Origin of the sequence: Vibrio sp. M250220, assembly GCF_036533795.1 — a bacterium.
Classification (GTDB): domain Bacteria; phylum Pseudomonadota; class Gammaproteobacteria; order Enterobacterales; family Vibrionaceae; genus Vibrio.
In genome coordinates this window covers 23,361-50,141 of record NZ_JATABI010000042.1, presented here as the reverse complement: position 1 = coordinate 50,141, position 26,781 = coordinate 23,361, and the positions used below count along the sequence as shown (strand labels likewise).

Annotated in this window: 28 protein-coding genes; 17 read left to right on the top strand and 11 right to left on the bottom strand. The window is 46.3% G+C overall.

What is annotated here, in order from left to right:
* Positions 1 to 14: 14 nt before the first annotated feature.
* From QTN94_RS14570 to QTN94_RS14550, 5 genes are read left to right on the top strand one after another with little or no spacing between them, the layout of a single operon-like run.
* A complete protein-coding gene (locus QTN94_RS14570; RefSeq protein ID WP_331428056.1) occupies positions 15 to 563 on the top strand; it encodes a hypothetical protein in 549 nt (182 codons plus the stop codon).
* Between the two features lie 2 nt (positions 564 to 565).
* Positions 566 to 1,312, top strand: a complete 747-nt coding sequence (locus QTN94_RS14565) for an NRDE family protein (RefSeq protein ID WP_331428054.1) — start codon at positions 566 to 568, stop codon at positions 1,310 to 1,312.
* Positions 1,309 to 1,749 carry a YHS domain-containing (seleno)protein gene (locus QTN94_RS14560; protein ID WP_331418208.1) on the top strand — a complete coding sequence of 147 codons (441 nt, stop codon included), beginning with the start codon at positions 1,309 to 1,311 and terminating at the stop codon, positions 1,747 to 1,749. Before QTN94_RS14565 ends, QTN94_RS14560 begins: the two co-directional genes overlap by 4 nt.
* Before the next feature lie 11 nt (positions 1,750 to 1,760).
* Positions 1,761 to 1,904 (top strand): hypothetical protein, encoded by a 144-nt coding sequence (locus QTN94_RS14555; protein WP_331418207.1) that lies wholly within the window; start codon positions 1,761 to 1,763, stop codon positions 1,902 to 1,904.
* The gene (locus QTN94_RS14550; protein WP_331428053.1) at positions 1,897 to 3,651 is read left to right on the top strand and encodes a lysophospholipid acyltransferase family protein; all 1,755 of its coding nucleotides are present in this window, start codon (positions 1,897 to 1,899) and stop codon (positions 3,649 to 3,651) included. The genes QTN94_RS14555 and QTN94_RS14550 overlap by 8 nt, the downstream gene beginning before the upstream one ends.
* A gap of 522 nt (positions 3,652 to 4,173) precedes the next feature.
* On the opposite strand, the gene QTN94_RS14545 is transcribed toward QTN94_RS14550, so the two are convergent.
* The gene (locus QTN94_RS14545; RefSeq protein WP_331418205.1) at positions 4,174 to 4,962 is read right to left on the bottom strand and encodes an AraC family transcriptional regulator; all 789 of its coding nucleotides are present in this window, start codon (positions 4,960 to 4,962) and stop codon (positions 4,174 to 4,176) included.
* Positions 4,963 to 5,060: 98 nt separating this feature from the next.
* On the opposite strand from QTN94_RS14545, the gene QTN94_RS14540 reads away from it, so the two are divergent.
* On the top strand, positions 5,061 to 5,951 hold the full coding sequence (locus QTN94_RS14540; RefSeq protein ID WP_331428052.1) for a DMT family transporter: 891 nt from the start codon (positions 5,061 to 5,063) through the stop codon (positions 5,949 to 5,951).
* Between the two features lie 145 nt (positions 5,952 to 6,096).
* On the top strand, positions 6,097 to 7,008 hold the full coding sequence (locus QTN94_RS14535) for a sensor domain-containing diguanylate cyclase (RefSeq protein WP_331428051.1): 912 nt from the start codon (positions 6,097 to 6,099) through the stop codon (positions 7,006 to 7,008).
* Positions 7,009 to 7,058: 50 nt separating this feature from the next.
* On the opposite strand, the gene QTN94_RS14530 is transcribed toward QTN94_RS14535, so the two are convergent.
* Positions 7,059 to 8,876, bottom strand: coding sequence for a hybrid-cluster NAD(P)-dependent oxidoreductase (locus tag QTN94_RS14530; protein ID WP_331428049.1), 1,818 nt, complete (start codon positions 8,874 to 8,876; stop codon positions 7,059 to 7,061).
* A 246-nt stretch (positions 8,877 to 9,122) separates the two neighbouring features.
* Here QTN94_RS14530 and QTN94_RS14525 point away from each other — a divergent pair, with 246 nt between their 5' ends.
* Positions 9,123 to 9,281, top strand: a complete 159-nt coding sequence (locus QTN94_RS14525; RefSeq protein WP_331428048.1) for a YqaE/Pmp3 family membrane protein — start codon at positions 9,123 to 9,125, stop codon at positions 9,279 to 9,281.
* A 172-nt stretch (positions 9,282 to 9,453) separates the two neighbouring features.
* Positions 9,454 to 10,482 carry a dihydroorotase gene (gene pyrC, locus QTN94_RS14520; protein ID WP_331417456.1) on the top strand — a complete coding sequence of 343 codons (1,029 nt, stop codon included), beginning with the start codon at positions 9,454 to 9,456 and terminating at the stop codon, positions 10,480 to 10,482.
* A gap of 59 nt (positions 10,483 to 10,541) precedes the next feature.
* Here pyrC and QTN94_RS14515 read toward each other — a convergent pair whose 3' ends face one another.
* Positions 10,542 to 11,777, bottom strand: coding sequence for an iron-containing alcohol dehydrogenase (locus QTN94_RS14515; protein ID WP_331428046.1), 1,236 nt, complete (start codon positions 11,775 to 11,777; stop codon positions 10,542 to 10,544).
* A 280-nt stretch (positions 11,778 to 12,057) separates the two neighbouring features.
* Positions 12,058 to 12,258, bottom strand: a complete 201-nt coding sequence (locus QTN94_RS14510; RefSeq protein ID WP_138973218.1) for a restriction endonuclease subunit S — start codon at positions 12,256 to 12,258, stop codon at positions 12,058 to 12,060.
* A gap of 503 nt (positions 12,259 to 12,761) precedes the next feature.
* Between QTN94_RS14510 and QTN94_RS14505 the strand changes: the two genes are divergently transcribed.
* The 7 genes from QTN94_RS14505 (at position 12,762) to QTN94_RS14475 (ending at position 20,066) form a co-directional block, all read left to right on the top strand.
* Positions 12,762 to 13,718, top strand: coding sequence for an AAA family ATPase (locus tag QTN94_RS14505; RefSeq protein ID WP_331417458.1), 957 nt, complete (start codon positions 12,762 to 12,764; stop codon positions 13,716 to 13,718).
* 11 nt (positions 13,719 to 13,729) lie between these two features.
* Entirely contained in the window at positions 13,730 to 14,653 is a 924-nt protein-coding gene (locus QTN94_RS14500) for a DUF58 domain-containing protein (protein ID WP_331417459.1), read from the top strand.
* Positions 14,650 to 15,123 (top strand): DUF4381 domain-containing protein, encoded by a 474-nt coding sequence (locus tag QTN94_RS14495; RefSeq protein WP_331428044.1) that lies wholly within the window; start codon positions 14,650 to 14,652, stop codon positions 15,121 to 15,123. The genes QTN94_RS14500 and QTN94_RS14495 overlap by 4 nt, the downstream gene beginning before the upstream one ends.
* Complete coding sequence (locus QTN94_RS14490) at positions 15,116 to 16,084, top strand: vWA domain-containing protein (protein WP_331417461.1); 969 nt, start codon at positions 15,116 to 15,118, stop codon at positions 16,082 to 16,084. The genes QTN94_RS14495 and QTN94_RS14490 overlap by 8 nt, the downstream gene beginning before the upstream one ends.
* Positions 16,077 to 17,681, top strand: coding sequence for a VWA domain-containing protein (locus tag QTN94_RS14485; RefSeq protein ID WP_331428043.1), 1,605 nt, complete (start codon positions 16,077 to 16,079; stop codon positions 17,679 to 17,681). The genes QTN94_RS14490 and QTN94_RS14485 overlap by 8 nt, the downstream gene beginning before the upstream one ends.
* A 112-nt stretch (positions 17,682 to 17,793) precedes the next feature.
* Positions 17,794 to 19,428: a BatD family protein gene (locus tag QTN94_RS14480; protein ID WP_331428041.1), complete on the top strand. Its 1,635-nt coding sequence runs from the start codon at positions 17,794 to 17,796 to the stop codon at positions 19,426 to 19,428.
* 161 nt (positions 19,429 to 19,589) lie between these two features.
* On the top strand, positions 19,590 to 20,066 hold the full coding sequence (locus tag QTN94_RS14475) for a L,D-transpeptidase family protein (protein WP_138973212.1): 477 nt from the start codon (positions 19,590 to 19,592) through the stop codon (positions 20,064 to 20,066).
* 7 nt (positions 20,067 to 20,073) lie between these two features.
* On the opposite strand, the gene yddG is transcribed toward QTN94_RS14475, so the two are convergent.
* From yddG to QTN94_RS14445, 6 genes are all read right to left on the bottom strand, one after another.
* Positions 20,074 to 20,961, bottom strand: coding sequence for an aromatic amino acid DMT transporter YddG (gene yddG, locus QTN94_RS14470; RefSeq protein WP_331428039.1), 888 nt, complete (start codon positions 20,959 to 20,961; stop codon positions 20,074 to 20,076).
* A 58-nt stretch (positions 20,962 to 21,019) separates the two neighbouring features.
* Positions 21,020 to 21,418: an OsmC family protein gene (locus tag QTN94_RS14465; RefSeq protein WP_138973210.1), complete on the bottom strand. Its 399-nt coding sequence runs from the start codon at positions 21,416 to 21,418 to the stop codon at positions 21,020 to 21,022.
* Between the two features lie 11 nt (positions 21,419 to 21,429).
* On the bottom strand, positions 21,430 to 22,428 hold the full coding sequence (locus QTN94_RS14460) for a Gfo/Idh/MocA family protein (RefSeq protein WP_331428038.1): 999 nt from the start codon (positions 22,426 to 22,428) through the stop codon (positions 21,430 to 21,432).
* Positions 22,429 to 22,463: 35 nt separating this feature from the next.
* Entirely contained in the window at positions 22,464 to 23,078 is a 615-nt protein-coding gene (locus QTN94_RS14455) for a LysE family translocator (protein ID WP_331417466.1), read from the bottom strand.
* Positions 23,079 to 23,188: 110 nt separating this feature from the next.
* Complete coding sequence (locus QTN94_RS14450) at positions 23,189 to 24,109, bottom strand: LysR family transcriptional regulator (protein ID WP_331428037.1); 921 nt, start codon at positions 24,107 to 24,109, stop codon at positions 23,189 to 23,191.
* Positions 24,099 to 24,551, bottom strand: coding sequence for an Lrp/AsnC family transcriptional regulator (locus QTN94_RS14445; protein ID WP_331428036.1), 453 nt, complete (start codon positions 24,549 to 24,551; stop codon positions 24,099 to 24,101). Before QTN94_RS14445 ends, QTN94_RS14450 begins: the two co-directional genes overlap by 11 nt.
* 204 nt (positions 24,552 to 24,755) lie before the next feature.
* Here QTN94_RS14445 and yjeH point away from each other — a divergent pair, with 204 nt between their 5' ends.
* On the top strand, positions 24,756 to 26,015 hold the full coding sequence (gene yjeH / locus QTN94_RS14440) for an L-methionine/branched-chain amino acid transporter (protein ID WP_331428034.1): 1,260 nt from the start codon (positions 24,756 to 24,758) through the stop codon (positions 26,013 to 26,015).
* Here yjeH and QTN94_RS14435 read toward each other — a convergent pair.
* Positions 26,008 to 26,766: a class II glutamine amidotransferase gene (locus tag QTN94_RS14435; RefSeq protein WP_331428032.1), complete on the bottom strand. Its 759-nt coding sequence runs from the start codon at positions 26,764 to 26,766 to the stop codon at positions 26,008 to 26,010. The two genes, yjeH and QTN94_RS14435, sit on opposite strands and share 8 nt — an antisense overlap.
* Positions 26,767 to 26,781 lie beyond the last annotated feature (15 nt).

The following is a 26,781-nucleotide window of genomic DNA, read 5'->3' as shown; positions in this document are numbered from 1 at the left end:
TTTAGGAGCAAACGATGAAAAATCTAACGACAAGCTCAGAGAGTGACGCACAGATACACCCTTCCCTCGCGGTAATGGGATGCATCGAAACGTTAAATCAAGGCTATGAATTTCTCGAAACCCTCAGCGACGATGACTATCTTTTTATTGCTCATCCGCATGTAAACAGTTCTATCGGTGAACACTTTCGCCATTGGCTCGATTTATTCCAGGCGATCAAACTTGAACCGACATCCATTGACTACAATGTTCGTCGACGAGGCCATACGGTTGAGCGCAGCATAGAGATGGCTAAGCAGGAGATTAGTGAGTTAATTGAATGGCTGTTTGGATTGCCATCTAGTGAGCTCAATCAGGCAGTTAACGTTGAAACAGAGGTTATGCTTTCACGAACAAGCGTTGAGGAGGTTTCGTCTACGCTGGTGCGCGAGCTTACCTTTGCAGCTTTGCATGCAACCCATCACTTTGCCATGGCGAAAGTCGTCGCCTCACTGCGCGGTGTGCAATCCGATGATCATTTTGGTGTCGCACCAACCACTGCCACCTATCAGAGGGCACAATAACTATGTGTACACTATCTTGGGTTTACCACGGCAATACGCACTATGAGGTTTGTTTCAACCGCGATGAACAACGAACTCGCCTACCAGCAATCGAACCACAAAGTGTATTGATTGATGACGTTCGCTGCTTAATGCCCATTGACCCTGTCGGTGGTGGCAGCTGGATCTCAACCAATGAGCATGGTTTAACCGTCTGCCTGCTCAATTTTTACCAAGGAAAGATGCCAAACGGCAATTTGACCAGCCGCGGCTTGGTCATCAAGCAACTTGCAAGTTGCTGTTCTAGTCAGTCAGTTGATCACCGTCTTCTATCCATGAGACTAGGCTCCTTTGCCCCGTTTACTTTGGTCTCTTTTGACACTCATCGTACTGCGAATGAAACGGTACTTTGGACATGGGATGGAGAAAGATTAACCCGTTCGCACGCGGTTGCTCCGATCGTTTCCGCGGCAGTGAACTTTACCCAAGCACGTGACTACCGCCGAAGATTGTTTGAGCGTTTAGTTACCCGGTTACCTATTGAGCAAGTGGGTCAAGAATTTCATCTAACCCACGACACCACCAGCCCTCATCTTTCACCATTAATGGTAAGAAATGATGCCAGAACGGTAAGTTTTACTTCCGTTGTCGTGTCTTCTACCAAGCAAGAAATGCATTACCAATCTATCAACAACCTTCGCAACATGGACTTTAACACCCGTCTTACTTGGCTCAAGCATGACACTGTCGAACAAGGAGTTTTTAAATGAAAAAGTTATTTGGTCTAGTTATTCTTTTACTGAGTTTTGCTTCATTCGCCGCAGAGGAGGTATCTACAGGCATCTTTAGCAACAAGGCTGTCAGTGGCTACGACACCGTGGCTTATTTTACTCAAGGTAAGCCCATTAAAGGGGACAGCAAATGGCAAACCCAATATAAAGGTGCAGATTGGTACTTCTCTTCACAGGCCAACCTAGACACTTTTATTGCCGATCCAGAAGCTTACGCTCCTCAATATGGCGGGTACTGCGCTTGGGCGGTATCAGCAAAAAATGACTTCGCACCCTCTGACCCAAATCAGTGGTCAATCATCAATGGTAAGCTCTACCTTAACTACAACGCCGAAGTAAAAGCCTTATGGGATGCCGATCGCGCTGGTCACATCTCAACGGCTGACCAAAACTGGCCAACCCTCATTAAACAGTAAGGCGGATTACTATGACGTTCCCCCCTTTGAGACATATGCCAGCAAACTTTATCGCTTTGGCTGAACTGATTACCTCCTTGCTCCTGCTACGCGATCTACAAGACCAAGGTAGCGTTACTCACCGCCTTGTTACCCGAGGAGCTAAGTATGATTGATAGTCCATTCCGATTACCACGTAAAACACCATTTGGCATTGGCGAATCAGTCATCGAATGGGCAACAGGCCTTTCTAAACTTGATTCACTCTATCGGCAAGAAGCGCTGCCAGAGGACAGTTTTGAATTTATGAACGAAGCCTTAACTCGTATAGGGACTCAATATCAGGTGGATCACGGCCGCCTTGAAAATATTCCCAGTCAAGGCCCGGTATTGATTGTCGCCAACCATCCATTTGGTGGTATTGAAGGCATCATCCTCGCATCTTTGGTTTCAAGAGTGCGCAAAGATGTCAAAGTCCTTGCTAATGAGTTACTTAAACGGATTCCTGAGCTTAATGATTTGTTCATTGGCGTCGATGTATTTGGTGGTGAACAAGCCAAACGAACTAACCGACGAGCAATCCAAGAAGCAAATCAACACCTTTCACAAGGAGGCGTGTTGATACTCTTTCCTGCCGGAGAAGTCTCTTCATGGCAAGCGAATGAGAATAAGATTACCGACAAAACTTGGAGCAAGTCAGTCGCCAAATTTGTCAAACATGCACAAGCGACAACCGTTCCATTGTTCATCCAAGGTATGAATAGCAAGTTGTTTTATCAGGCAGGGCGAATTCACCCACTATTAAGAACTGCCATGCTGGGAAGAGAACTCCTGAATAAATCCGGTAAAACGGTTTCAGTTTCGGTCGGCAATCCTATCCCGTACACAGAGATCAAAGACTTCGCTAACGATGAAGAGATTGCCCAGTACTTTCGTTTAAATACCTATCTAATGGGTAGCGTGACCAACAAGCGACCTCTTACTCCCTTAGATGCCACTCTCGAGCCAATTATCGCGCCTGTGCCGGTAGAACAATTACACCACGAGCTGTTAGACCTCGAACAGTACAAGCTACTGGAACAAGGAGACTTCGATGTCTATTGTGCTCCAACCCCAACCATTCCGAGAATGATGCAAGAGATTGGACGAGTACGAGAAGAAAGCTTTCGAGATGTGGGAGAAGGGAGCGGTAAAAGTTGCGATCTAGACCATTTTGACACCCAATACTATCAATTGTTCGTTTGGAACAGAGTCAAGCGAGATCTTGTTGGCGCCTATCGTTTAGGATTAGTCGATGAGTTGATTCAACAAGGAGGAATTGACGCCCTCTACTCTTCTAGCTTATTTAAATACGATCAAGCATTTATAAGCAGCCTCGGGCAATCAATTGAACTGGGCCGTTCAGTCGTCGCTAAACAATATCAGCGTAATATGCACTCCTTGCTACTACTGTGGAAAGGGATTGCGGCGTTTGTTTACCGTCACCCTCAGTACACGCATCTATTTGGTCCGGTCAGCATCAGCAATGACTACAGTCCCGTCGCGAGGCAGCTTATTGCATCCGTGATGACCGTTCACTACTACGACAATGACAAAGCTAAATTGGTCGCTCCAACAAGCCCTCTAGAAAAAAGTGGGCAAGAATTCTGGCGTCCTGACATGCTAAGTTCGCTGTCTAAGCTCCCTATTCTGTCAAAAGTTCTCACTCGACTAGAGCAAGGGATGGGGCTCCCTGTATTGCTAAGACAATATTTGGGAATGGATGGTAAGTTGGTCTGTTTTAACGTTGACCCAGCCTTTAACTACGCCCTTGATGGACTCATCGTGGTTGATCTAGCGTCTGTCCCGATAAAAACTCTAGGCAAGTACATGGGTAAAGAGCAAGCAATCCAATACTTGAACAAACATTTATCAAGAAAATGAAGCTCCTCTACTGAGGAGCTGAATAAGGTTTTGGTTTGACTTGGGTGAGGTTCAAAATGACGGTTGCGAGGAGGATCGCCACCGAAATAGAGATAAGTCGTATCACTTCAGCACTGATAGGTTGCTCGCCTTGGTAAGTGAGTAGCTGGTTTAGCAACACAATAAAGTTAGTAAACAAGAGTTGATAGATGCTGAGTCGGCACTCACGTCTGATCGCAAAACACGCTGATCTCGTGATACCGGTATTTTAATCATGCTGCCCAAAGTAATTGCGATCAGTAAAGTTTGCGAGCTTGCTGTTCCCACAAGGACATACATCGCTAGAATAAGTGTTGTCGCCTTAAATGCAATTAAGCCTAGATGTGTTTCTGCCCCATCCATATTTTGTTCATCTGGCAAAATATCATCGACAATGAATTCACTCGATGTACTTTCAATAGGATTTATTTTGCAAAATAAATTAGTTACAAGCCACCACCAATATTGAAATATAGCGCAGTTTTTCCTCCCCTTTAAAGAAGGCTAAAGTAAGCGGCTTTTGTACTGTTCTGGTGTTAGGCCGGCGTATTTCTTGAACATAGCAATAAATGGGCTGGCTTGGTTGTAACCGAGCGTTAAAGCGACCTCTTTAACTGAGTGTCCTTTGCGTAGCAACTCCATTGAGTATAAGTAGCGCACTCTTAGTCTCCACTCGGTAAAGCTCATTCCAAGCTCTGCCTGACAATGCCTAGCGAGCGTCCGTTCCGTGGTGTGCACTCGCTCCGCCCAGAGGGAGAGACTGGTGTTGTCAACGGGGTTCTCTTCCACCGCGGCCAGTATTTTAGCGAGATATTTATTATCGGTTGAAGGTAAGAAGTGGTGTTGAGTATCGCGAGTCGCCAACTGGTCGAGCAACACCTGCACCAAACGTTTGTCAGAGTCAGTTTTCGCGACATTTATATCCCGCTGCCGAAAGTCTTCCACGATGGCAGAGACGATAGGCGTCACTTTTATCAAGCTGGTGCATTCGGGGAAGTTCTTAGTAAACGCCTGAGCAATATTGAGCGAGCAGTATGAGAGAGGTTTACGGTTATAGCTGGTGTGCCTTACGCCCGCTGGAACCCAGATTGCCAAATGTGGCGGAGCAAGGAAACGGGTACCTTCCGCCTCCATTTCCAAGATTCCACCACTGATTAACTGCACTTGTCCCCATGGATGGCTGTGCATTCGCGTTTCCGTATTAGACAGAAATGCCTCGAAATTCATAAACACATCTGATGGTGCCTTATCAATTGATAACGAGGGGTGAAGGTGTTTTGCTGATTTTCTCAAACCTGTCTTCCTATGACTCACAATGTCTTTTTAAAGATATATATATTTATATCGACCTGTCAAACTGTTCACGGTCTAATTCATTTCTTGGTGCTGGCATGGTTTACCTACTCCCTCTTTTTACGGTTTTTATTTGGGGCGGAAATGCGATCGTAAATAAGATGGCCGCAAGTACCATAGAACCGAGTGCAATGAGTTTTTATCGCTGGCTAGTGGCGATCGTTCTTCTCACTCCTTTCTGTCTGCCTAACGTCATCAAGCACTGGCAAACTATTCGTCCTTATTTAGCGAAACTGGCTTTTCTGGCGATGCTTGGTATGGTGCTCAATCAGTCTCTATCCTACTATGCGGGTCTAACAACAACTGCGTCTAATATGGCATTGATTACCTCTCTTGTGCCTCTGCTAGCCATATTTCTTAGTGTTCCGCTCTTAGCAAAGCCCATCTCGCCACTCAGTATCGTAGGAGGCGTGTTGGCTTTGGCCGGGCTAATGTTTATGCTCGGTAAAGGCGATATTAGTTTTTTCCTCCATCAAGACATCACGCCGGGTGATGGAATTATGGTTTTGGCGTCAATATGTTATGCCGCATACTGCGTCCTGCTCAAACGTTGGAAAATGCCTCTGTCAAACTGGACTATGGTTTACATGCAGGGCACTCTCGCGTTACTCATGCTTACACCACTCTGGCTTTCCAGTGAACAATTACTCCCTTCTCAGCAAGCTATTCCTTTAATCGCCTATGCGGGCCTCGCGGCTTCTGTCGCCGCGCCTTGGATGTGGGTCAAAGCAATTGACTTAATTGGTGCAGATTCCAGTGCAATGTTTATGAATCTGATGCCCGTGGTTTCCATTACGTTAGCGGCTTCATTGTTAGGCGAAACGGTTCGTGATTACCATGTAATTGGTGGTCTCCTAACCGTGTCTGGGGTACTGCTATCTCAGTTGAAACTGCGAAGTCGCGTTTCAAAAATTGTCCAAAACATTTAGCAAATCTAGGTACTGATACAAAAATAGGTATAAGGTTATTAAAGAGGTTCTGTTAAGCCCAAGGTATAGGGGGCAACTTGCCCTTTGCCTTTAGCTCTTTGAGTTATTGACGATTGACTCAGCCTCACGGCAGTTAGGAGGTCAAATGATCAAGCTAAAGCACATAGACGATATCGATAACCCAGCCAAATTCGCCCTTCATGAAATGGTGCTCAATGAAATTGGGTCTTACGTTTTTATCAAGAATCGCAAGGGAGAGTATCTGTATGCCAATCAACTAACCCTAGATCTTTTTGACACCTCACTTGAGAATCTAAAAAACAAAACCGATGCGGATTTCTTCCACCCCGATTTGTTAACCGATATATTGCGCAGCGACAACATGGTGTTTGAACATGCTCAAACCGTGATCAATGAAGAACGCGCTCAATCCATTCCCGATGGTAAAGTCAAAATCTATCGCGCCATCAAAAAGCCTATTTTTAGTAGCAAAACGCAAGAAGTCATTGGTCTTATCGGTGTCTCAACAGATATCACGGATCTGGTTAACATGCGCGAACAGTTGATCGAACAAGCCAACACTGACGAGCTCACTAAACTGAGTAATCGACGCAAGCTGTGGGAGTTTTTAGCCGACTCCTATCAAGCAGCCAAGCTGCATCAATTCCCACTGAGTTGCATCATTATCGATATCGACCATTTTAAACAAGTAAACGATGAATATGGACATGATTTCGGAGACAACGTGATCGTAGATTTGGCAGATATAATCCGTCATAACCTTAGAAAATCAGACTGTTGTGGCCGAATTGGTGGCGAAGAGTTTCTCATTGTTCTCAATCATACTGCGGCCGAAGAAGCCTATCAGATAGCAGAGCGACTTCGCATCCAGTTTCTTCAGTCCTCACTCAACAACAAAAACAAGCCCTTTTCACTCAGTTGTGGGGTGACACAGCTTGAAGATATGGATAGTGAGTTTCTCGATCTCTATCGCCGAGCGGACAATGCACTGTATAAAGCCAAGCATCAAGGCCGTAATCAAAGTGTCCTAGAATGAAAAAAGCAGCCCTATTCTCGGCTGCTTTTTATCTCTGACTGAACGAACGCTTAGCTTACCACTTCAACATCTGTTTGCGGTACGCTACAACATGCAAGCACTACCCCCATATTTCGCTCATGCTCTTGCAACGCGGGCACGTCGGGTTGATGAACAACTCCTGATTCCACCGTGACCTTACATGCACCACACAGACCAGCACGACAACTATTCGCGATTGACGCTCCCGCATCTTCCGCTTGTTCAAGCAGTGTTTTCTGATTATCCCCTTTGAAAACGTGCCCATTAACACTTAGCATCAGTTCTTTAACTGGCTGCTGAGAAATCTGGCTCACCCCGAACGCTTCTTGGTGATAGTTTTCTTCCGGTAGCCCTTTTTTAATCAGCAAGTTTCTTGCTTTTTGCATAAAGCCATCAGGGCCACAAACAAATACTTGGCGGGACTTTGCATCCTTGATCTGTTTGAGGTGAGTTAGGGTTAAACGTCCCTTTAAGCCGAACCAATCGATAGGTGCCTGAGAAAGGGAGATGAGCACCGTTAAACCAGGATGTTGACGACGTAAATCATCCAACTCCGACTTACATGGAATGTCCTCTACACTGCGGCATTGGTGATAAAACACCACATCATCCAACTGATTATGATCTGCCAAATAGCGCAACATAGATAACATAGGTGTGACACCACTTCCCGCTGATAGCAGCAATAACGGCTGGTTGGACTTATCACCCAAATGGAAACTGCCATCTGGTCTTTCGCAAGTTAGCGAGTCACCAAGCGCCAAGTTGTCAACCAGCCAGTTAGAGACACGCCCACCATCAATACGCTTAACAGAGATTGCCAGACGCCCAGGTCTTGAAGGGCTAGATGATAAGGTGTAGCGACGCGCGATGGTCTCCGCACCAATTCTCAATGTAATCGGCAGATGTTGTCCTGGCTGATAAACGGGGAACTCTCCATGCTGTGGTTCCAACCAGAAAGTGATAAAATCTCTAGCGATCTCTTCTCGTTCAACGCATGTCATCACTAAAGTTTTCGGACTGTTGTCGGGATAGAACTCTTTATCTTTGTATTCAAGCACTTCAACTTTCTCGCCCTGATGAATCACACCTTCATTAAGAGCGACGAGGTTCTGGCCGAAAAATACCCCGCCACGCTCATTTGCACGAAACTGTGACAAGGTATTCAGTGGTTCTTTACTTACTCTAAACTCACCTTTGTCAACATCAACCGTGGTCAGGATACAACGCTCACACGGCTTCACTGCTTCAAACTCGACTTCACCAATACGTATACGTTTCCATCCATCTTCAGCAAAAGGCTCGGTACCTGAAACCACTAAGTTAGTACGAAACTGATCCATAGAGTGAGTTTCAGGACTACGTCGGTTGAGCTCGGATAGCGATGCTTCGCTGATCACCAACAAAGGGTATCCATCTGCAAAACTCACGTTATGGCCGAATTTTTCACGCACACGATTCGACTGTTCACCGCAATAAAGCAGTTCCACACGCTGACCAAGAACATCACTAAACCAATCATCGGCAGCATCTGTGGTGGTGTAAGCGACGAAGTTATCACTCCACACCTGTGCTGGCGCTTGTTGCATTTTAAATTCTGAATAGCGAATTCGTAGGTTTGAATAACCCTTCGCAGTAAAGATAACGCCATCTGGCGAGAGATTCGCTTGGACTCTAACCATCTGTGGGTACTTGCGTGCAGTGACCATCGAACCATCCGCCAAGGCAAGCATAAAGCGACGATCGAACATCAAACCTTGTTTTTCAACCCAAGAAGTTGAGAGTGACAAACCGCCAACGGATTTGACCGGATAGACATTGATTTGTGAAAGAATAGGTGCTGACATTGCTTATCCTAAGCAGTAATTATTGTTGCGGTATTATACCTAATTCCGTTTGATTTAATTGAGTTTATTTTACAAATAACCAACAAGCACTGAGCGTCTCAAAAATGAAATCCGCGCCTAAAACACGTAAGAATACTCTGAATATTATCGTCTGCTAGGCTAATAGAATAGACATCCTGTCGCGGAACGAGATAATGCCGAACAGGTACAACCGATGTATTCAATTTATTGGAGTTAAGCAGACTTATGAACAAACTAGTGATGATCCTACTGTGTATTTTTCTACCACCTTTGGCCGTCTTTCTCGATAAAGGTTTGAATAAAGACTTCTTCATCAACCTGATTCTGACGTTTTTCTTTTTCATTCCAGGTTCGATTCACGCACTATGGTTAACGGTCCGCTAACCACAACCGTTGAGGCGAGTAATTACCCAACCAATAGCTTCCACCAAAAAAGAAGATGAAATAGAAAGCGCTTTGCTCTATCATCCTGTCGCCTAAGCGTAAGCGTTTGCCTTCAAGGTTTTCGCATCGGTTAGGCTCCAATCAGACAACTTTTACAATGGTGGGAGCAAAAATGACAACACTTACGATCACACGTCCTGACGACTGGCATGTTCATTTACGTGACGGAGAAGTTCTAAAGGATACCGTGCGAGACATTAGCCGCTACAATGGACGCGCGCTAATCATGCCAAATACAATCCCACCTGTTACCGATACCGATATGGCTCTGGCTTACCGTGAACGCATCATGGCAGAGAAGCCAAGTGAACAGTTCGAGCCTTTAATGGCACTTTACCTAACAGATAACACAACACCTGATGAGATTCGTAAAGCTAAAGCTTCTGGTGCGGTAGTTGCAGCGAAGCTTTACCCTGCTGGTGCCACAACTAACTCCGATTCTGGTGTGACGAATGCAAAGAACATCTACCCTGTTTTAGAAGCGATGCAAGAAGTGGGAATGTTACTGCTGGTACACGGCGAAGTCACTCACCACCATGTTGATATCTTTGATCGCGAGAAAGCGTTTTTAGACACTGTACTGGCACCTATCGTCAATGACTTCCCTGATCTAAAGATTGTTCTTGAGCATATCACTACCGCCGACGCTGCGAACTTTGTGAAAAATGCGAATGAAAACGTCGCGGCGACGATTACTGCTCACCACCTACTTTACAACCGCAACCATATGTTGGTAGGAGGCATCAAGCCTCACTTCTACTGCCTGCCGATTCTTAAACGCAACACTCACCAGCAAGCTCTAATTGAAGCAGCGACAAGCGGCAGCAAGAAGTTCTTCCTTGGTACCGACTCTGCACCACATGCAAAAGGCATGAAGGAAGCGGCTTGCGGTTGTGCGGGTTCATACACAGCGCACGCAGCGCTAGAGCTTTATGCAGAAGTATTCGAACAAGAAGACAAACTAGAGAATTTAGAAGCGTTTGCTAGTCATAACGGCCCAGATTTCTACGCTGTACCACGTAATACGGATACCGTCACTCTAACCAAACAAGAGTGGACAGTGGCAGAGTCTATGCCTTTTGGCAAAGATGTTGTCGTGCCAATCCGTGCGGGTGAAACCATCGCGTGGACTGTGAAGTAATAGCAGGTTAGTCTCACTATAGTCACAACAGCCCTCATAGCTTAACTTGAGGGCTGTTTTTATTTCACCGTTGATATCGCTAGCAGCATTTTCTCACACTCTTCTTGCTGCATGTACCTAGGGACCGGATAGTTCCATCTCGCCTCATGTAACGACTGTTTTGCCAGTTCATTGACGTGCTCATGAAGAATATTGTCAAAATGAGTCGGCAGATCCAATTTATGCTGTAGCAACTTTACATACTCAATTAAAGCCTGCGCTTTGTCTCGATCAGGGGTGTATGGATTAGTAAGGTTCAACGCCGACGCAAGTTCGGCAAGACTCGATTCTGCTTCGTTTTTGGAAAACTCTAAAACATGGGGTAAAACCACCGCGTTGGCCAGCCCGTGTGGCGTGCCGTACTTAGCGCCGAGGGTATGAGCAATGGCATGAACATAACCTAAACTGGCTTTGGTAAACGCAAGCCCAGCGTAGTAGGATGCCAATGCCATGTTTTGGCGTGCGGTCGCATTCTGACCAAATCTCACCGCTTTTTCTAAATTCTCGTCTATAAGAGTGATAGCGGCAAGCGCATAGCGATCTGTTTCAGCGGTAGCGCTGCAGGAAATGTATGCTTCAATGGCGTGAGTCAGCGCATCCATGCCTGTTTGGGCTGTAATAGAGGCAGGTAGCGCCAGCATCAAAGAAGGGTCAAGCGCTGCCGCAATCGGCACCAACTTAGGATCCACAACTGGGGTTTTCTTATGGGTGACTGGATCAGACACAACCGCCGCAACGGTGACCTCAGAACCTGTCCCTGACGTGGTGGGAATCACGAAGGTTGGAGCTGGCGATTTCCAAACTCGCAATAATCCAACCAGACGTCGCACTGGTTTGTTATTGGTCGCACACGCAGCAACAACCTTTGCACAATCTATTGGTGAGCCTCCACCAATCGCGACCACGCCTTGGCACTGCTGCTCACGATAGATCACTAATCCAGCATCAACTTGATCATAGGTAGGGTCAGGGAGGACGTCACTGAAGATGACGCACTTGACGCCAACTCGCTCGAATTCAAAAGCGAGTCGTTTGGCAAAGCCTAGTTTGACGATCCCAGCATCCGTCACGATTAGAACCTTACTAATGCCCATGATGGAAACAGTGTGACAAAGCTGCTTCAAGGCATCCTTACCAATAAATAGTGTTGGTTTCGTAATGGGCAACACTTTAGCGGCGATTCTAAGCCCCAACATATAGAGCCTATGTAGCCAATAGTTAAGTTTCTGTAGCCAATAGTAGAGTTTCTGTTCCATCAGATATCTCTAAGTGATTGAATTGATACTTTTAGCCTAGACTTTACAAAGAGTTCTCTCTAGTAGTCACGTCTATTTTTTTGAATTTTATGACTCAGGCTAAATATGCGATAACAGACGTCCAACCCAGGTGATTTCACCGAACGCGATCAAATCATAAATAATGAAAAACAGCGCGGAGATCAACGCCAGCTTAATTAAACGATATACAATAAACATCTTTGTTTCCAAACGTTAAAAAGCCGCACTCGGCGGCTTCTAAATCAGTCATCAATACAAATTAATGCACTGGCTTATCATTCTTAGCGTAGAACTTACCAAAGTACTGCTCTAGGACTTCTGGGGTCAATTTACCTTCGGCTTCAAGCTTCTTTAACTCTTGTGCAATCGCTTTCTGCTCATCAATCGACGGTAATGCCACTTCTGGTTCATCACCCATTTCCTGAGCCATCTGTTCTAGCTCTTTTTCGAAATCACTCATGATCTCACTTACCTTTTAAAATACAACAGGGGCTAAGTTTACCCACTTAGCCCCTGTTATGCCAGTCTACATCAGAGTAGTTTAAAGCCAAAGAACCAGCCATCTTGCTGCTGATTTAACTGACGCAGAAAGCCATTCTGCATTCGTTGATATCTTGGTCTGCAAACTTCGGTGTTATCACCAAAGTGCCATGCCTAATTTAGACCCTTCCCATGAGATTAGCATATCGACCGATAGTAAATTTTCTTTATAAATCAATCAATAAGAATGAAATGCAATTTTCCCTGCTGAGAGATTCGCCATTCAACCTAACTTTGCACAAATGAAAACTTGCAACTGAGATTTTAACCCCCATATTTTAACCAACTGAAATACATACATTTGTCGAGATGCTACTATCACAGCCTGCTGATATATCCACCTCTTGACCGAGGAGATGGATTTCACACGGAACTTTTTCAGTTAGCGAGCTACTAAGTGAAAAAATAAGGAGAAGCGAAATCATGAACGCACACGCTCTACAACACCTGCGCGATTATTTGAATAGCCAAATTATTGGCCAGAGCGAACTCGTGAATCAACTACTTGTCGCCTTGCTCGCAGATGGCCATATTCTTGTCGAAGGGCCTCCTGGGCTTGCCAAAACTCGAGCGGTAAAGTCCCTTGCCGACTGCATTGAAGGCGATTTTCATCGTATCCAGTTTACTCCGGATCTATTACCCGCAGATCTCACGGGTACTGATATTTTTAGGCCGGAAACTGGCGAATTCTGCTTCCAAGCCGGACCTATTTTCAACTCATTGATCCTCGCTGATGAAATCAACCGCGCTCCTGCCAAAGTGCAAGCTGCGATGCTCGAAGCGATGGCAGAAAAACAGATAACGGCAGGTCGTAAAACCTACCCATTGCCAGAATTGTTTCTCGTGATGGCAACACAGAACCCGATCGAGCAAGAAGGCACTTATCCTCTACCGGAGGCGCAGCTTGACCGTTTCTTGATTCACCTAGACGTTAGTTATCCTGACGCAGAAAGCGAACTGGCTATCTTGCGCCTGAATCGTGGTGAAGCTAAAGGGAATAACAGGGTTACGCCCCCCTCTTTATCTCAAGCGGATGTTTTTGCTGCGCGTCAGGCTGTACTGGATATCCATATGGCAGAAACCATTGAGCAGTACATCATTCGTTTGGTTATGGCTACAAGAGAGCCTTCCAAATACAATGATACCTTGGCGCAATGGTTAGAAATGGGTGTCAGCCCACGAGCCACCATTGCACTTGATCGCTGTGCACGTGCTTATGCGTGGCTCAATGGCCGAGACTATGTGTCCCCGCAAGATGTTCAAGCCATGGCCTACCCAGTGCTACGTCACCGTTTACTGCTAAGCTATCAGGCTCAAGCAGAAGGCATCGAAGCAAACAAGGTCATTAGCAAGTTGTTGTCTTTAGTTGGCAGTGCTTGAGGCGTTAAGGTATGGACACTAAATTACCTCCCTACAGCGATGGCGTAAATCTCTCACTAGATGAACTGATGTACTACAAGCAACAGTGCATCAAGTGGTTACCACCTGGCAAAAGTTTATGGTCACAGATGCTCGGTCAGCATCAAAGCCGTCAACTAGGACGAGGGATGGATTTTAGTGAAGTTCGACAATACCAATCGGGCGATGATATTCGCACTATCGATTGGCGTGTGACCGCTCGCACTGGCAAACCACACACAAAACTATTCTCAGAGGAACGTGAAAAACCTATCATCCTCTACATCGATTTATCACATAGTATGATGTTCGGTTCGACACTATTGCTGAAGTCGGTTCAGGCCGCGCATATGGCAAGCCTAATCGCTTGGCTGAGCGTAACTGAGCAAGATCGTATAGGCGCGGTAATCGATACAGGGGAACGTCTTATCGAACTCAAACCTACAGGGAGAAATAAGGGGGCGTTAACGCTTATTCAGTCGTTGATAACACTCCATCAACAACAACTGAAACAAAATAGCAAGATTGACTATGGCTTTGAGCAGGGCTTACGATCGATTGCACGTCTTTGTCCAAAAGGTAGCGAGATTATCATACTGAGTGATTTCTCTCGCTTTACACCAACCTTGGAGCCACAACTCAGTCGCCTAACTCAACACAACCGCATACGCTTAGTTCAAATTGTCGACCCACTCGAACGCGGCGAAACCGCTTTTCGTGGTAGCGAGCAAGTGTCTGATCAACGCAATACATTATGGCTAGACTTTTCATCAACTAAGACCCGCCAAGGTATAGGGCAGGCCTTCGAACAACAGCAGCACTATCTCAAGCAACTAACACAGAAGTTAGGCATCCGTTTTTCTACGCTCTCTAGCGATGCTGCTCTTACTCAACAACTACACGGATTTCAAAAATGAGCAACGAGACTCAACAATCACTTTTACCTCTTAACGCTATGCACCTCCCAGAACCACCAGCGTGGTTGCCTTTAGCCTGGGGATGGTGGGCTAGCATAGCTGGTGTCGCCTTATTGCTCATAGCCAGTTTGTTCTTCATTCGCTGGAACAGAAAACGCTTAGCCCCCAAAAAAACAGCACTACGCCTTTTGTCTCGAGGCCAAAAACCTTCTGAGGCGTTCGAGTTAGTCAGGCAAGCTGCACTTTGCTACTACCCTCGAGAAGAGATAGCCCAACTAACGGGCAAGGAGTGGTATGCATTTTTAGACAGCCAAGCGGGTGGTTCTCATTTTGGTGATAACTACGATTTGTGGCAACAGGCTCTCTACACTTCTCAACCAATCGACAATGCACCTGAACTCATTCAGCATTGCAGTGACTGGGTTGAACAGGCACTGCCACCGAAAAAAAGGAGAAGAAAGCGTGACTAATATCAGCTTCGTTTGGTGGTGGGCCTTGTTGCTGGTACCACTGCCGTTGTTGATCTATTTTTTGCTGCCGAGTATTAAAGCTTCGGCCCCGATTCGCCTGCCCTATCTTCCGAAATCATCCAGTGGTCAGGTTCCCAAAAATAGAGTGGCAAAGCTGCTGGCTGCTCTTTTTTGGCTTACGTTCATCATCGCCTTAGCCAGACCGGTTTGGTACGGCGAACCTGTCACCAGCCAGCCTAAGCACCGAGATTTGATGCTGTTGATCGATCTTTCCTACTCTATGAGTCAAAAAGATATGCAGAATCAAGACGAGTATATCGACCGTCTTACCGCAGTTAAAAAAGTGGTCTCTGATTTTGCTCAACAACGCAAAGGCGATCGGCTGGGATTGGTGCTCTTTGCTGATCATGCTTACCTACAAACGCCATTAACTTTAGACAGAGCTTCAATATCCCAACAAGTGGATTCACTAGTCCTACGCCTGATTGGTGATAAGACCGCCATTGGCGAAGGGATCGGTTTGGCAACCAAAACCTTTATTGATAGCGATGCGCCACAGCGAGTGATGGTACTCCTCAGTGATGGTAGTAACACATCAGGTGTACTCGACCCTATTGAAGCCGCACAGATCGCCAAGAAATATCAAGCAACTATCTACACCATTGGTGTTGGTGCGGGCGAAATGATGGTGAAAGAATTTTTTATGACCCGAAAAGTCAATACCGCCCAAGATCTCGATGAAAAGACTTTGCAGCAAATTGCGCAAATCACGGGGGGGCAATATTTTCGCGCCCGTAACGCCAGCGAGTTGGCAACCATTTACGATACCATCAATAGCCTAGAGCCGATAAGCAACGCATCGCAAACTTGGCGTCCGCAAAAAGAGTGGTTTGGGCTACCACTCTTGATAGCGCTGCTTAGTTTCACACTTTTGCTGGTACTAAGGAGAGATCATGTCTGAGTTTGTCGTTCTCTATCCATGGGTGTTGTTGGCACTTATACCATGGGCGATGGTGATCTTTTGGCTAGTCAAAAGAACTCGTACACAAACACTTATTGCTCCTCACCTTGCCGCAGCAATGGGCGTATCTGCCCCGGCTAAAAAAACCGTAAGACTCTATATCACAGCCCTTTGTGGAATCGTGGTGATTGTTGCTCTTTCTGGGCCTAGCATGTCCAAACAACCCCGTCCTAGTTATACAAACACTAGTGCCCGTGTCCTTGTGATGGACATGTCGATGTCGATGTATGCCACCGACATCAAACCAAACCGTTTAACTCAGGCGCGCTTCAAAGCGACAGACCTTCTGTCTAGTTGGAAAGAAGGCAGTACAGGACTCGTCGCATACGCTGGCGATGCCTATCAAGTCAGTCCCATGACTAGTGACAGTAAAACCATCGCCAATTTACTGCCAAATCTTTCCCCTGACCTGATGCCATATCCAGGCGCTGATGCCGCTGCAGGAATAAAGCTCGCGATCGAAATGATGACCAATACTGGCTTGGCCTCCGGTGACATCATACTGATAACAGATGATATCGATGATGTAGAGCAACGAGAAATCTCCAAACAGTTAGCCGGTACGCCATGGCGACTCGTTATTTTGGGGGTCGGCACTCGTTCGGGCGCACCTATCAAGCTTGCTGATGGTTCTCTCATGACCGGTAGCAGCGGACAACCTGTAGTAGCAAAAGCCAACTTCGACAATATGCGAGCGCTAGCTTCTCAGTTGGACGGCTACTTTGTACCCGTTCAGGTGACAAACAGTGACGTAGAGAGTATTGTTCTGGCGACTTCCCGTGTCGATGGCACCAGCACATCGTTAGCCAATCAAACGATTTCAGAACAAATCAATCAAGGCTATTGGCTGCTGCCTCTCCTTGTTATTCCTGCGCTGCTCGTATTTAGACGTGGTGTGTTTTTCGCCGCTACACTGATACTGTTGCCAGCTTTGTCGCCTAAGCCAGCGCTTGCCAGCCCTTGGCTCAATGACAATCAAAGAGCGATGGAGATGTATAACAAACAAGAGTATGCGGAGGCTGCCGAACTATTTGAAGATAGTCAATGGAAAGGCATTGCCCAATATCAGGCTGGTGATTTTTCGGCTGCCATTAACTCCTTGCAAGGTGCTCAAGAACTAGAGCAAAGATACAACCTCGCCAATGCCTATGCACAGAATGGTCAACTCGACCAAGCCGCCAACAGCAACAGCAACAGCAACAGCAACAGCAAGGTGAGTCGTCTCAGCAAGAGAGTCAACAACAAAATGGCTCTCAATCCGCCTCATCTTCACAAAATCAGCAAGAGAATAAAGACGATCAACCATCGTCAGACTCTCAACAAAGTGCTTCCCAGCCGTCAAGCGAACAAGAGCAGTCCGGTCAGCAAAACGATCAGCAAAGCCCATCTGATTCGACTCAACAGAGTTCAGAGCAGACACAACTTGCGCAACAAAATCAAAAAGCAAACGATCAGCAGATGCCGGAGGATTTGTCCCAAGAGCAAATCGGTGAGGCAACAACCCAAGACAATCAACAGGCGATTGAGCCTGAGCTAAGGAAGCTTCAGCAGGTAGAAAGTGCGCGTGACCCAAGCCGACTTCTCCGAGCTCAAATCTTGCTCCAAGCTCAGCAAAAGAAACCGCCTCAAGATACAGGTAAGAAATGGTAATGAAGAGAATCATCAAACGACCTATTGTCGGCTTATTGGTCGCCGTGCTCACACTAATGAGCCCGCTAGCGCTAGCAACCAACATCACTGCCACAGTAAGTACCAACAAAGTAGTGAAAAACCAAGTGTTTCAGTTACGAGTGGTGGTTGACTCAAAAGTCTCATCTGATGCGTTGGATTTGTCTGGACTTGAAAAAGACTTTTATGTCGGCAGACCCAGCTTTGGCAGTTCCATGAACTTCATCAACGGAAAACGTTCCAACAGCAGTGAATGGAACATATCGCTTGCTGCACAACGCCTCGGTATCGCGACCATCCCTAGCTTTACCGTAGACGGCGCCACATCTCAGCCGATCACGATTCAGGTATCCGTTGACAATGATCAACCTCAAGTCCGTGATTTGGTTGAACTGCACAGTAGCCTAAGTAAAACAACACTTTACCCAAAAGAAAGCACTCAGTTGACCACCCGATTAATTGTCAAAGCCGACCCAAGACGACTACAAAATCCCAATATCATTGCGCCAAGATCACAAGGCATTGTTCTAGAGCCGATGGGAGAACCCAATCAGTATCAAGCTGTCGTTGATGGTGTTGAAGTCACGGTCGTCGATCAAAACTATCGAGTAACAGCACAACAATCTGGGCAATTCACGGTGTCGGGCATCGGCTTCACTGGCAGTGTCGTCTTCGGCGACAATCGGACTGGCACGACCAAACTGGTGTCAGCAAACACGCCAGCCGAAGAATTTCAAATCATAGTACAGCCCATTCCGAGTGAGTATCAGGGACAATGGCTACCAGCGGCAGCGCTGACCTTATCCCAACAATGGCGTGATTCCAATGGTCAGAACATCGATCCTTCTCAGCCATTTACGACCTCGGTCGGAGAGTCGCTCACCCGAGAGATTTACCTAGACATAGAAGGTTTATCTAGCGAGCAGTTTCCCGACCTCAAAGTAAACTACCCAGATTCAGTACGAGTCTATCAAGAGAAACCTCAGTTTAGCGATCTCGGGGATGGAAAAACGCGCATGACTTTAAAACAAGTCCTTATTGCTCAGCAACAAGGTCAAATCGAACTGAGTCAGATTGAATTGAATTGGTGGGATAGCAGCAATCATCATCAGGCGAAAGCCAGTTTAGAAGGTTTACAGCTTTTCGTGAATCCTGCTGACCAAGTCAACAACGAGCCCATTTCAGCACCGACAGTGTCGTCGCCACAATCAAAAACCATCACCATTTATCAAGCTGGAATCTGGCCCTATTTGACGGCGCTATTTGCCCTACTCTGGCTGGCTACCTTAGTATTGTGGAACAGAGCACGCCACGCAGACATACCTGACAACACCGAATCTGTTGCCAGTCCGACAGAAGATAAACTCAAGGCTGCCTTGGCGGTTGACGACAGATTACAGGCTAACTTCCTGCTCAATTGCTGGCTAGAAGAACACCCTCAAATAAACGCCGAGATTCGCCAACAAATTGAACAACAACGTTCGATGATGAACCAGAGCAGTTACTCTCAATCCGAACAGTCATGGCAAGCAACTGAACTGCTCAGTTTGCTTAAAAAGGCTCGCAAATCGAAAACGAGTCGCAGCAACAAAACCTCTCAGCTCGCCTCTCTGTAAGCCGCTTAATAAAAACCAGGGCAGCCCATATGTAGCTGCCCTGTTCACTTTAACTCAGTTGATGATGAACTTTCAGTTTAATACCAAGTGATGAAATCACTCCTTATTAGTAAAAAGATCGATTAGACTGATAAAAGTATAGTTAGCAAGGGAATGTGGTTTTGGCTAAGTGGTTGTTCGTTGTTGGTTTAGTGTTTTGCTTGCCTACTTGGGCGAGCGTAGATCTCATTAAAGTCGATAAATCAAAGCGTCGAATGTATTTGATTGAAAACAACGAGGTGATCAAAGAGTTTCGAATTGCGCTTGGTAAGAGACCAAAAGGTCATAAAGTCTATGAAGGTGACCAACGCACACCTGAAGGACGTTATTTTTTAGATTTTGTTCTTGAGGACTCAGATTTTTATCGCTCTATTCATATCAGTTACCCTAACCAACAAGATTTAGCCTACGCAGAAAAGCGTAACTTAAACCCAGGTGGCAACATAAAAATCCACGGCCTCAAAAATGGTGAGACTCGCCCAGTCAACTTTGTGCAAAGCTTTGACTGGACGGATGGATGTATCGCTATCAGTAATCAGGAAATGGATCAGTTGCTTCAATTAGTTGAAGTGGGGACGCCAATAGACATTACTTGGTAGCTGATGGTCATTTTTCGCGAGTCACCCACCAGCACATCAAAGAGCCAATAGTCACCATTACCACCCCTTGAATAAAACTTTGAGTCAACACCAACCCCAAAATAAACGAAGAGATCACCGTCGATAGCACGGGAGTAAAGTAGGACATAGTCGCTAACAGCACCATGTTACCGCCTATAATCGCGTAGTTCCAAAGCGCGTATCCACTGCCCATTGCGATACCCGACACCAATAGAAGCCCACCGGATTTAACAGTCAGAGTCATGCCAGTTTCATCACTGAAGGCGTACTTAATCCACAAAGAAACCGCCGTCATGATAAAAAATAGCGTTATCGCATTCTGACCATTGGAGATTCGTTTCGTCAGATTGCAGTAGATCGCCCAAAGAAATGCACCAATAAAGGCCATGGCATAAGTCGTGGGATTGGTCGCCACATTCGCGGCTATCTGCGCCAGAGACAGCCCCTGATCACCAGTGATGCTCCAAGCAACACCAAAGAAAGCCAACGCAATACTCGGATAAACCAATAGGTTGGTTTTCTTGCCACTGCCCAACACCGCAAGCAACACCGTTAGCGCAGGCCAGAGGTAGTTGATCACGAGCATCTCAATCGCTTGTTGTCGCGAGTTTGCCATTGCCAGAGCCAGCGCCAGACAAATTTCATACGCAACGAACAAGCCACCACCAATCAGAACGTAGCGCAAAGAGTATTGACGCAGTTTAGGTACCCCCATCACCAGCACCAAAAACAGTGACGCTACTGTATAAATTGATGCCGCTCCGCCAACCGGCCCGAGCATTTCAGTGACGGCCCTTGCCAAGCCCATAACACTGCTCCACAGAAGAATAGCGATCATTCCTGCGATGGTGAATTTATGATTAGTATTGTTCATCGCAATTTGCTCAAAAAAAAACCGAGCTGAACGCTCGGCGTTATCAAGTGAAAGGGAGTTAGACGATTGCCCAGCTGTGTGTCATCTCGACACCTTTTCCAAGCATTAAGCACACTGAACAATACTTCTCTAGAGAATCCGCTGCCACTTTCGCCACGACTTCAGGCGATAAGTTGTCACCTGACACCTCAAAGTGGATATTGACCTGAGTAAAAATACGCGGCGCGGTTTCACGGCGTTCTGTGGTCAGTTTTGCTGTACATGCTGTCACTGCCTGACCCGCTTCTTTAAGACCATCAACCACGTCAACGGAACTACAACCGCCCGCTGCCATCAACACCATTTCCATTGGGCTTGGTGCCGTAGCTCCACCGTTACCGTCCATAACGATTGAGTGACCCGACTGAGATTGACCCAGAAATTTAAACTCTTCTACCCACTTTACTTCAGCTTGCATGTATCTCTTCTCTATTGTTTAGGAGAAATGGCGTCATCTGTCGGGAATACTACCCCTGTTTGACGACGAATTTCTTCAAGTAACTTAGCGACAACGAGTGAACGTTGAGTGCATTGTTTATTGGCTGATTGTTGCTTAAATTGGTCTGCAAATTCAAGTGCTTCGTAATACATTGGGTTACTGACCTGATCGACGCTTTCATCAACCCGACACTTATCACTGCGTAGGATTTTCGTCAGCTTGCTAGCAGTGGAAATCATTTCCATCTGCAACACCCCTTCTTCCCCCTGAATCTCACTAGGCAAGTAAGAGTCACTGGTCTTTGAGTGCAGGAGTACGACTTCAAAGCCCTCATAATTAAGAATGACGCTCCCACTACCATCGACACCTGAATCAAGCAGTTGCGCTTGTGCCTTAACCATCGTCGGTTCGCCAAATAACTCAATTGCCGAGCTCAGACAGTAAAAACCAATGTCCATGATTGAGCCATTGGCAAACTGCGGATCAAAGGTGTTAGGATTTTCACCAGCTAGATACTTGGGATAACGGGATGAGTACTGACAGTAGCTAATCATTCCTTTGCGTATCTGACCAATCGACGGTAACAACTGCTTTAGCTTTTTAAAGTTAGGCAAATGAGCCGACATAAACGCTTCAAATAGCAGCACATTATTTTGCTCTGCTACCTCAAACATCTTCTTAGCTAGCGCGTAATTGGATGCCATTGGCTTTTCAACAATGACATGTTTTCCTGCTCGCATCATCTGAATAGCCTGTGGGCCATGCAACGAGTTGGGGCTGGCGATATAGACCACATCGACTAGCGAAGAAGCACCAAGCTGCTCTAGATCATCGAACAGTTTTGGAGAGCCATATTTTTGTGCAAAACGGCTTGCCTGCTCCATCGAACGCGAATAAACCGCTGTCAGCTGATATTTCTTGGTCATCAAAGCTGCTTCGATAAACTGATCCGTGATCCAGTTTGTTCCTATGACCGCTAGCTTTATCATTACAAGACCTCCTTAGTGAAACGCAATTGTCTGTCCTAAACGGTCATGACAACGCGCAACGCTAGTAAAATTAACACTGCACCAGACAAGCGGTCGATCAACATCGCTTTGGAACGAATTTTATCAATCAGCTTAGGACTGGAGAGTAAAAAGGTAATTAGGGTATACCATAAGCCGTCAACAATCAGCGGCGTCATGACAATCAGACTTTTGGCGGTATACGTATCCCCTACCGCAACAAACTGGCTAAATAATGCAATAAAAAACAGGGCAATTTTAGGGCTTAGCAGAGAGATCAAAAAACCTTCTTTTGCCGATTGCCACACGCTAGTTTGTTCTCCTGATTCAAGTCGAGCGGCCACTCCCCCTTTCGAACGCAGTGCGTTGTAACCCAAATAAGCTAAGTAGGCTGCGCCAGCGTAACTGATTGTTTTAAAAAGCAAGGGAGATTGCTGTAGCACGACGGCTAAGCCAATGAGGGTGATAAAGGCATAGATGCCAATACCAAAGGCATGTGCCCACGCTGTCGCTAAACCGTTGACTCTACCACCAGCGAGGCTATGTTTGGCAACCATCGCTAAACTCGGCCCCGGAGACATAGCCCCGAGAATACAAATGGTGAAAAGTGAAAGCCAAATCGTGAACGTCATTGATATTATCCTTGTTGGAGTCGAGCGATCTCGACATTGCTAACTGGCTATCCAAATTAAATCATACTGATAATGATCTGAAATCAAATGTTGTCATGGCCATAATGATTTCAAATCATACCTATTGAGTAAGGAGATGTCTGCATTGCATCAAGGAGATTGCTGCGCATCCACTGGTGAGCCTTATCCTGATCATACTTGGGATGCCACATTAACCAATAAAGATGCTCACTGGTGGCAAAAGGCAGAGGACGATAGGTCAAATCTGACTCCCTAGCCAGATGAAAAGCAATGTGTTCAGGCACTATCATCAGGTAATCGCTGCTTTTCAGTGCATTCGCGGCAGCAGAGAAAAATGGCACTTTCAAAGCAATCCGCCGTTGATAACCTAGCTCAGCCAGAGCCAAGTCAGCATGACTATCCTTGTCACCCCCTCCTGTCACCTTGAGATGAGGATAGGCGACCAGCTCTTGGCAAGTGATGCTTTCAAGACGAGCAAGCGGATGCTCTTTGCGCATCACACACATCGATTTATCATGACCAATTTTGATACTGCTTAAATGTTCGGGCTTATGTGACAGCATCGTTGACGCTAAATGAATCCCTGTCTGGTCAAACTGTGCCAAATACTCAGGCTGCCATAAGCGGTAAGCAATATTGACCTTAGGCGCCTGAGCGGTAGTCAAAGACACCACGTCCGGTAAAATATACTGGGCAACATAATCACTGGATGACAACACAAACTCTTGCTGCCATACCTTAGGATCAAACGGCTTATCGGCCAGAAGAGCATCAAACTCTCCAAGCAAGCTACGTAGCTTGTCCTGCATTTCAAGGGCTCTTGGTGTCGGCACAAGCTGGTTACCATCACGAACCAGTAACGGATCACCGCATACATCACGCAGTTGCGATAGCTGTCGGCTCACAGCAGATTGTGTAATATGCAGTCGCTGTGCTGCTCTGCTGACGTGGCACTCTTCAAGTAAAACATGCAGCGAACGCAACAGATTGAGATTTAAGTTACTTAGCATGGTGTAAGGTATTAAAAAATTCGGTTAACACGGTGTGGGTCATCAAATGACGAAGCTCTGGGATTTTTTGCAACTGATCTCGAATCGCATTCAATTGCGTCATCGTTTCAACTTCAACGTAAAGCATCATATCGGTTTCTCCACTAATTGCGTGGCACCATTTGACCCCATCGATTTGATAGATTTGATCTGCGTAGGTCTCGCAATATTGAGTCGAACTCGACATATCAAACTTCAACGCTAGATAGGCTTTAATGAGTTCGGTGCTCTCCTTTTTTGCCACTTCTGCGTGATAACCAAGAATGACCTTCTCGGACTCTAGTTTTTGAATGCGTGCGGTCACTGCTGAGCGCGAAAGATTTACCTGGCGTGCAATATCGCTCACGCTCGCTCGGGCATTGAGTTTTAAGATATTGAGAATCTGTTGATCAAACTTGTCCATTGAGTTACTTCCCATGTGCTCCAACTTATCCTGTCGGTTGAGTGCAATGTGACATAAAAAGTCGCCAGATGAAAGCAGACAAATTGACAGCGCTTAGTTAGCAAACCGACAATATGACGGCAAACTGCGACGAAATGACTAATGCATAGATAAGCCGCTTCGGCTAATCTATGTGAAACAATAGGCAGGGATGCAAGGAAGTACATGAGCCAATTAAAACAAGAGATTACATTGCTGTCAGGGATCGGACAGCTATCAACGACCTTGCTAGGCACGGGATTATTTATGGTGCCAGCCATCGCTGCAGGCATCGCTGGTCAACTGTCGTTATGGGCATGGCTGGTGCTGTTTATTGCCATCTGCCCTATCGCTTTAACCTTTGCTCAATTGGGTAAGCACTTTCCCAACGCTGGCGGCACCGCCTATTTTGTTCGCAAAGCATTCAATACCAAACTTGAAAAAAGTGTCGCTTGGCTGTTTTTAAGCGTCATACCGGTTGGGGTGCCTGCCGCGATCGCTTTAGCCGCGGGTTTCCTGCAACAACTGCTACCTGACGGCCTCGGGTCCTCGTTAACAGCGCAAATAGTCACCGTTGCACTGTTGGTTGGCGTCAATCTGGCAGGTGCGAAATCATCAGGCCGCCTACAGACCGTCATTGCCATTGCTATTTTTTCTTTGATTACGGCATTTTGGTGGAAAGGCGGCTTTACTGTCCAAGACCTCACCTTGCCTCCTCTCACCACTGAAGGCTTACTGCCGATTGGATTGGCTCTTGGCGTGATGTTTTGGTGCTTTGTTGGCATTGAAGCCTTCGCCCATATGGGAGAAGAGTTTAAGAATCCACAGCGCGACTTTCCAATCGCTATCATCATTGGCTGTTTTGTCGCGGGAGCTACTTATTGGATCTGTTCAATCATCATTCTCAAAATGGGCGCTTTCGGTAACCCTTCGTTTGACAGCACCTCTATTCCTTGGATATCAGAGCAGTTGTTTGGGGTTGAATTCAAAACACTCATCAGTGTGATTGGTTTTGCTGCCTGTTTTGCCAGTGTCAACCTATACACTCAGAGTCTGTCACGTATGTTGTGGGCACAAGCAAGAGAGTACACGCCTCAAAGCGCAATAGCTCGTTTATCCATTCGAGGTGTACCCGCCAACGCCACCCTAGCCGTCGGCGCAGTGGTTTTGGTGTCATGTCTGTTCGGTGAAATGTCTGGCTTAGACTTGGAGTTTTTCCTTAAGCTCGCGAACGGAATCTTTGTACTTATCTACCTGCTCGCGATGCTGTCAGCCTATAAGCTACTGACCGGTTTTAGCCGCAAGCTTGCGGGTCTCTCACTAGTACTGTGTAGCGCAGTATTTGTCTGCCTTGGTTGGTCGATGCTTTATGCAGTCTCTGTGTTCGCCATACTAAACCTACCTTGGAAAAGATGGCGAACGCTAAGACAGAGCAACGTTAGATAAGAAAACTTTCGACAACGTCAGAGTGGATTTGGAGAATACTTTGTGGTGTAACCGATTTCCACTCACTGCTTTGCTCTAAAGGCTCAGAAGCCAATACGATGTTGGCGCCATCTTGTTTGATAAACACGGTCGGCGCATCTTGGTTAGAGCTATAACGCACTACCCAGAAGTGTTGACCATCAGAAATACAGATCGACGCTTTTAGCGGATCGCCAATCTGTTTCTTTTCCATCTCGATACGAATCGTTTCCAACGTTTTTCTTATCGCTTCAATCGGGTTGTCTACCAAACCATTTTGCAACATTAACAGGAAAATCAACTCGCTGTCAGTTGTCCCCATACGTTTCAAAAATAGTGGCTCACTGAGCAATAGCTGCAATGGGTATTTAACCTGATCAAAACCACCTATCTGACCATTATGAAGAAACATCCAGTTCTCATAGATGAATGGATGGCAATTAGAGCGCGAAACTTGCGTTCCGGTGGACGAGCGTACATGTGCCATAAAGCGATGTGAACGGATATGGTGAGCCAAAGAGCGAAGATTCTCATCTCCCCACGCTGGTAAAACTTCATGGAACTGGCCCGGCGTTTTCCGCTCAGTATACCAACCCAGTCCAAAACCATCAGCGTTGACACGAGTCACTGCTTTTCTCGCTTCTAAGCTTTGATGGACCAATGAGTGTTCCGGCTGATAAACCAACTCATCTAAATAGATCGACTCTCCCTGATACGCTAACCAGCGGCACATGTTCTTCCCTTATAT

What these genes read in the sequence shown, in the direction of transcription:
- QTN94_RS14570 (WP_331428056.1), top strand. Translation starts at nt 15, where the DNA reads ATGAAAAATCTAACGACAAGCTCAGAGAGTGACGCACAGATACACCCT.
- QTN94_RS14565 (WP_331428054.1), top strand. Translation starts at nt 566, where the DNA reads ATGTGTACACTATCTTGGGTTTACCACGGCAATACGCACTATGAGGTT.
- QTN94_RS14560 (WP_331418208.1), top strand. Translation starts at nt 1,309, where the DNA reads ATGAAAAAGTTATTTGGTCTAGTTATTCTTTTACTGAGTTTTGCTTCA.
- QTN94_RS14555 (WP_331418207.1), top strand. Translation starts at nt 1,761, where the DNA reads ATGACGTTCCCCCCTTTGAGACATATGCCAGCAAACTTTATCGCTTTG.
- QTN94_RS14550 (WP_331428053.1), top strand. Translation starts at nt 1,897, where the DNA reads ATGATTGATAGTCCATTCCGATTACCACGTAAAACACCATTTGGCATT.
- QTN94_RS14540 (WP_331428052.1), top strand. Translation starts at nt 5,061, where the DNA reads ATGGTTTACCTACTCCCTCTTTTTACGGTTTTTATTTGGGGCGGAAAT.
- QTN94_RS14535 (WP_331428051.1), top strand. Translation starts at nt 6,097, where the DNA reads ATGATCAAGCTAAAGCACATAGACGATATCGATAACCCAGCCAAATTC.
- QTN94_RS14530 (WP_331428049.1), bottom strand. Translation starts at nt 8,876, where the DNA reads ATGTCAGCACCTATTCTTTCACAAATCAATGTCTATCCGGTCAAATCC.
- QTN94_RS14525 (WP_331428048.1), top strand. Translation starts at nt 9,123, where the DNA reads ATGAACAAACTAGTGATGATCCTACTGTGTATTTTTCTACCACCTTTG.
- pyrC (WP_331417456.1), top strand. Translation starts at nt 9,454, where the DNA reads ATGACAACACTTACGATCACACGTCCTGACGACTGGCATGTTCATTTA.
- QTN94_RS14515 (WP_331428046.1), bottom strand. Translation starts at nt 11,777, where the DNA reads ATGGAACAGAAACTCTACTATTGGCTACAGAAACTTAACTATTGGCTA.
- QTN94_RS14510 (WP_138973218.1), bottom strand. Translation starts at nt 12,258, where the DNA reads ATGAGTGATTTCGAAAAAGAGCTAGAACAGATGGCTCAGGAAATGGGT.
- QTN94_RS14505 (WP_331417458.1), top strand. Translation starts at nt 12,762, where the DNA reads ATGAACGCACACGCTCTACAACACCTGCGCGATTATTTGAATAGCCAA.
- QTN94_RS14500 (WP_331417459.1), top strand. Translation starts at nt 13,730, where the DNA reads ATGGACACTAAATTACCTCCCTACAGCGATGGCGTAAATCTCTCACTA.
- QTN94_RS14495 (WP_331428044.1), top strand. Translation starts at nt 14,650, where the DNA reads ATGAGCAACGAGACTCAACAATCACTTTTACCTCTTAACGCTATGCAC.
- QTN94_RS14485 (WP_331428043.1), top strand. Translation starts at nt 16,077, where the DNA reads ATGTCTGAGTTTGTCGTTCTCTATCCATGGGTGTTGTTGGCACTTATA.
- QTN94_RS14480 (WP_331428041.1), top strand. Translation starts at nt 17,794, where the DNA reads ATGAAGAGAATCATCAAACGACCTATTGTCGGCTTATTGGTCGCCGTG.
- yddG (WP_331428039.1), bottom strand. Translation starts at nt 20,961, where the DNA reads ATGAACAATACTAATCATAAATTCACCATCGCAGGAATGATCGCTATT.
- QTN94_RS14465 (WP_138973210.1), bottom strand. Translation starts at nt 21,418, where the DNA reads ATGCAAGCTGAAGTAAAGTGGGTAGAAGAGTTTAAATTTCTGGGTCAA.
- QTN94_RS14460 (WP_331428038.1), bottom strand. Translation starts at nt 22,428, where the DNA reads ATGATAAAGCTAGCGGTCATAGGAACAAACTGGATCACGGATCAGTTT.
- QTN94_RS14455 (WP_331417466.1), bottom strand. Translation starts at nt 23,078, where the DNA reads ATGACGTTCACGATTTGGCTTTCACTTTTCACCATTTGTATTCTCGGG.
- QTN94_RS14450 (WP_331428037.1), bottom strand. Translation starts at nt 24,109, where the DNA reads ATGCTAAGTAACTTAAATCTCAATCTGTTGCGTTCGCTGCATGTTTTA.
- QTN94_RS14445 (WP_331428036.1), bottom strand. Translation starts at nt 24,551, where the DNA reads ATGGACAAGTTTGATCAACAGATTCTCAATATCTTAAAACTCAATGCC.
- yjeH (WP_331428034.1), top strand. Translation starts at nt 24,756, where the DNA reads ATGAGCCAATTAAAACAAGAGATTACATTGCTGTCAGGGATCGGACAG.
- QTN94_RS14435 (WP_331428032.1), bottom strand. Translation starts at nt 26,766, where the DNA reads ATGTGCCGCTGGTTAGCGTATCAGGGAGAGTCGATCTATTTAGATGAG.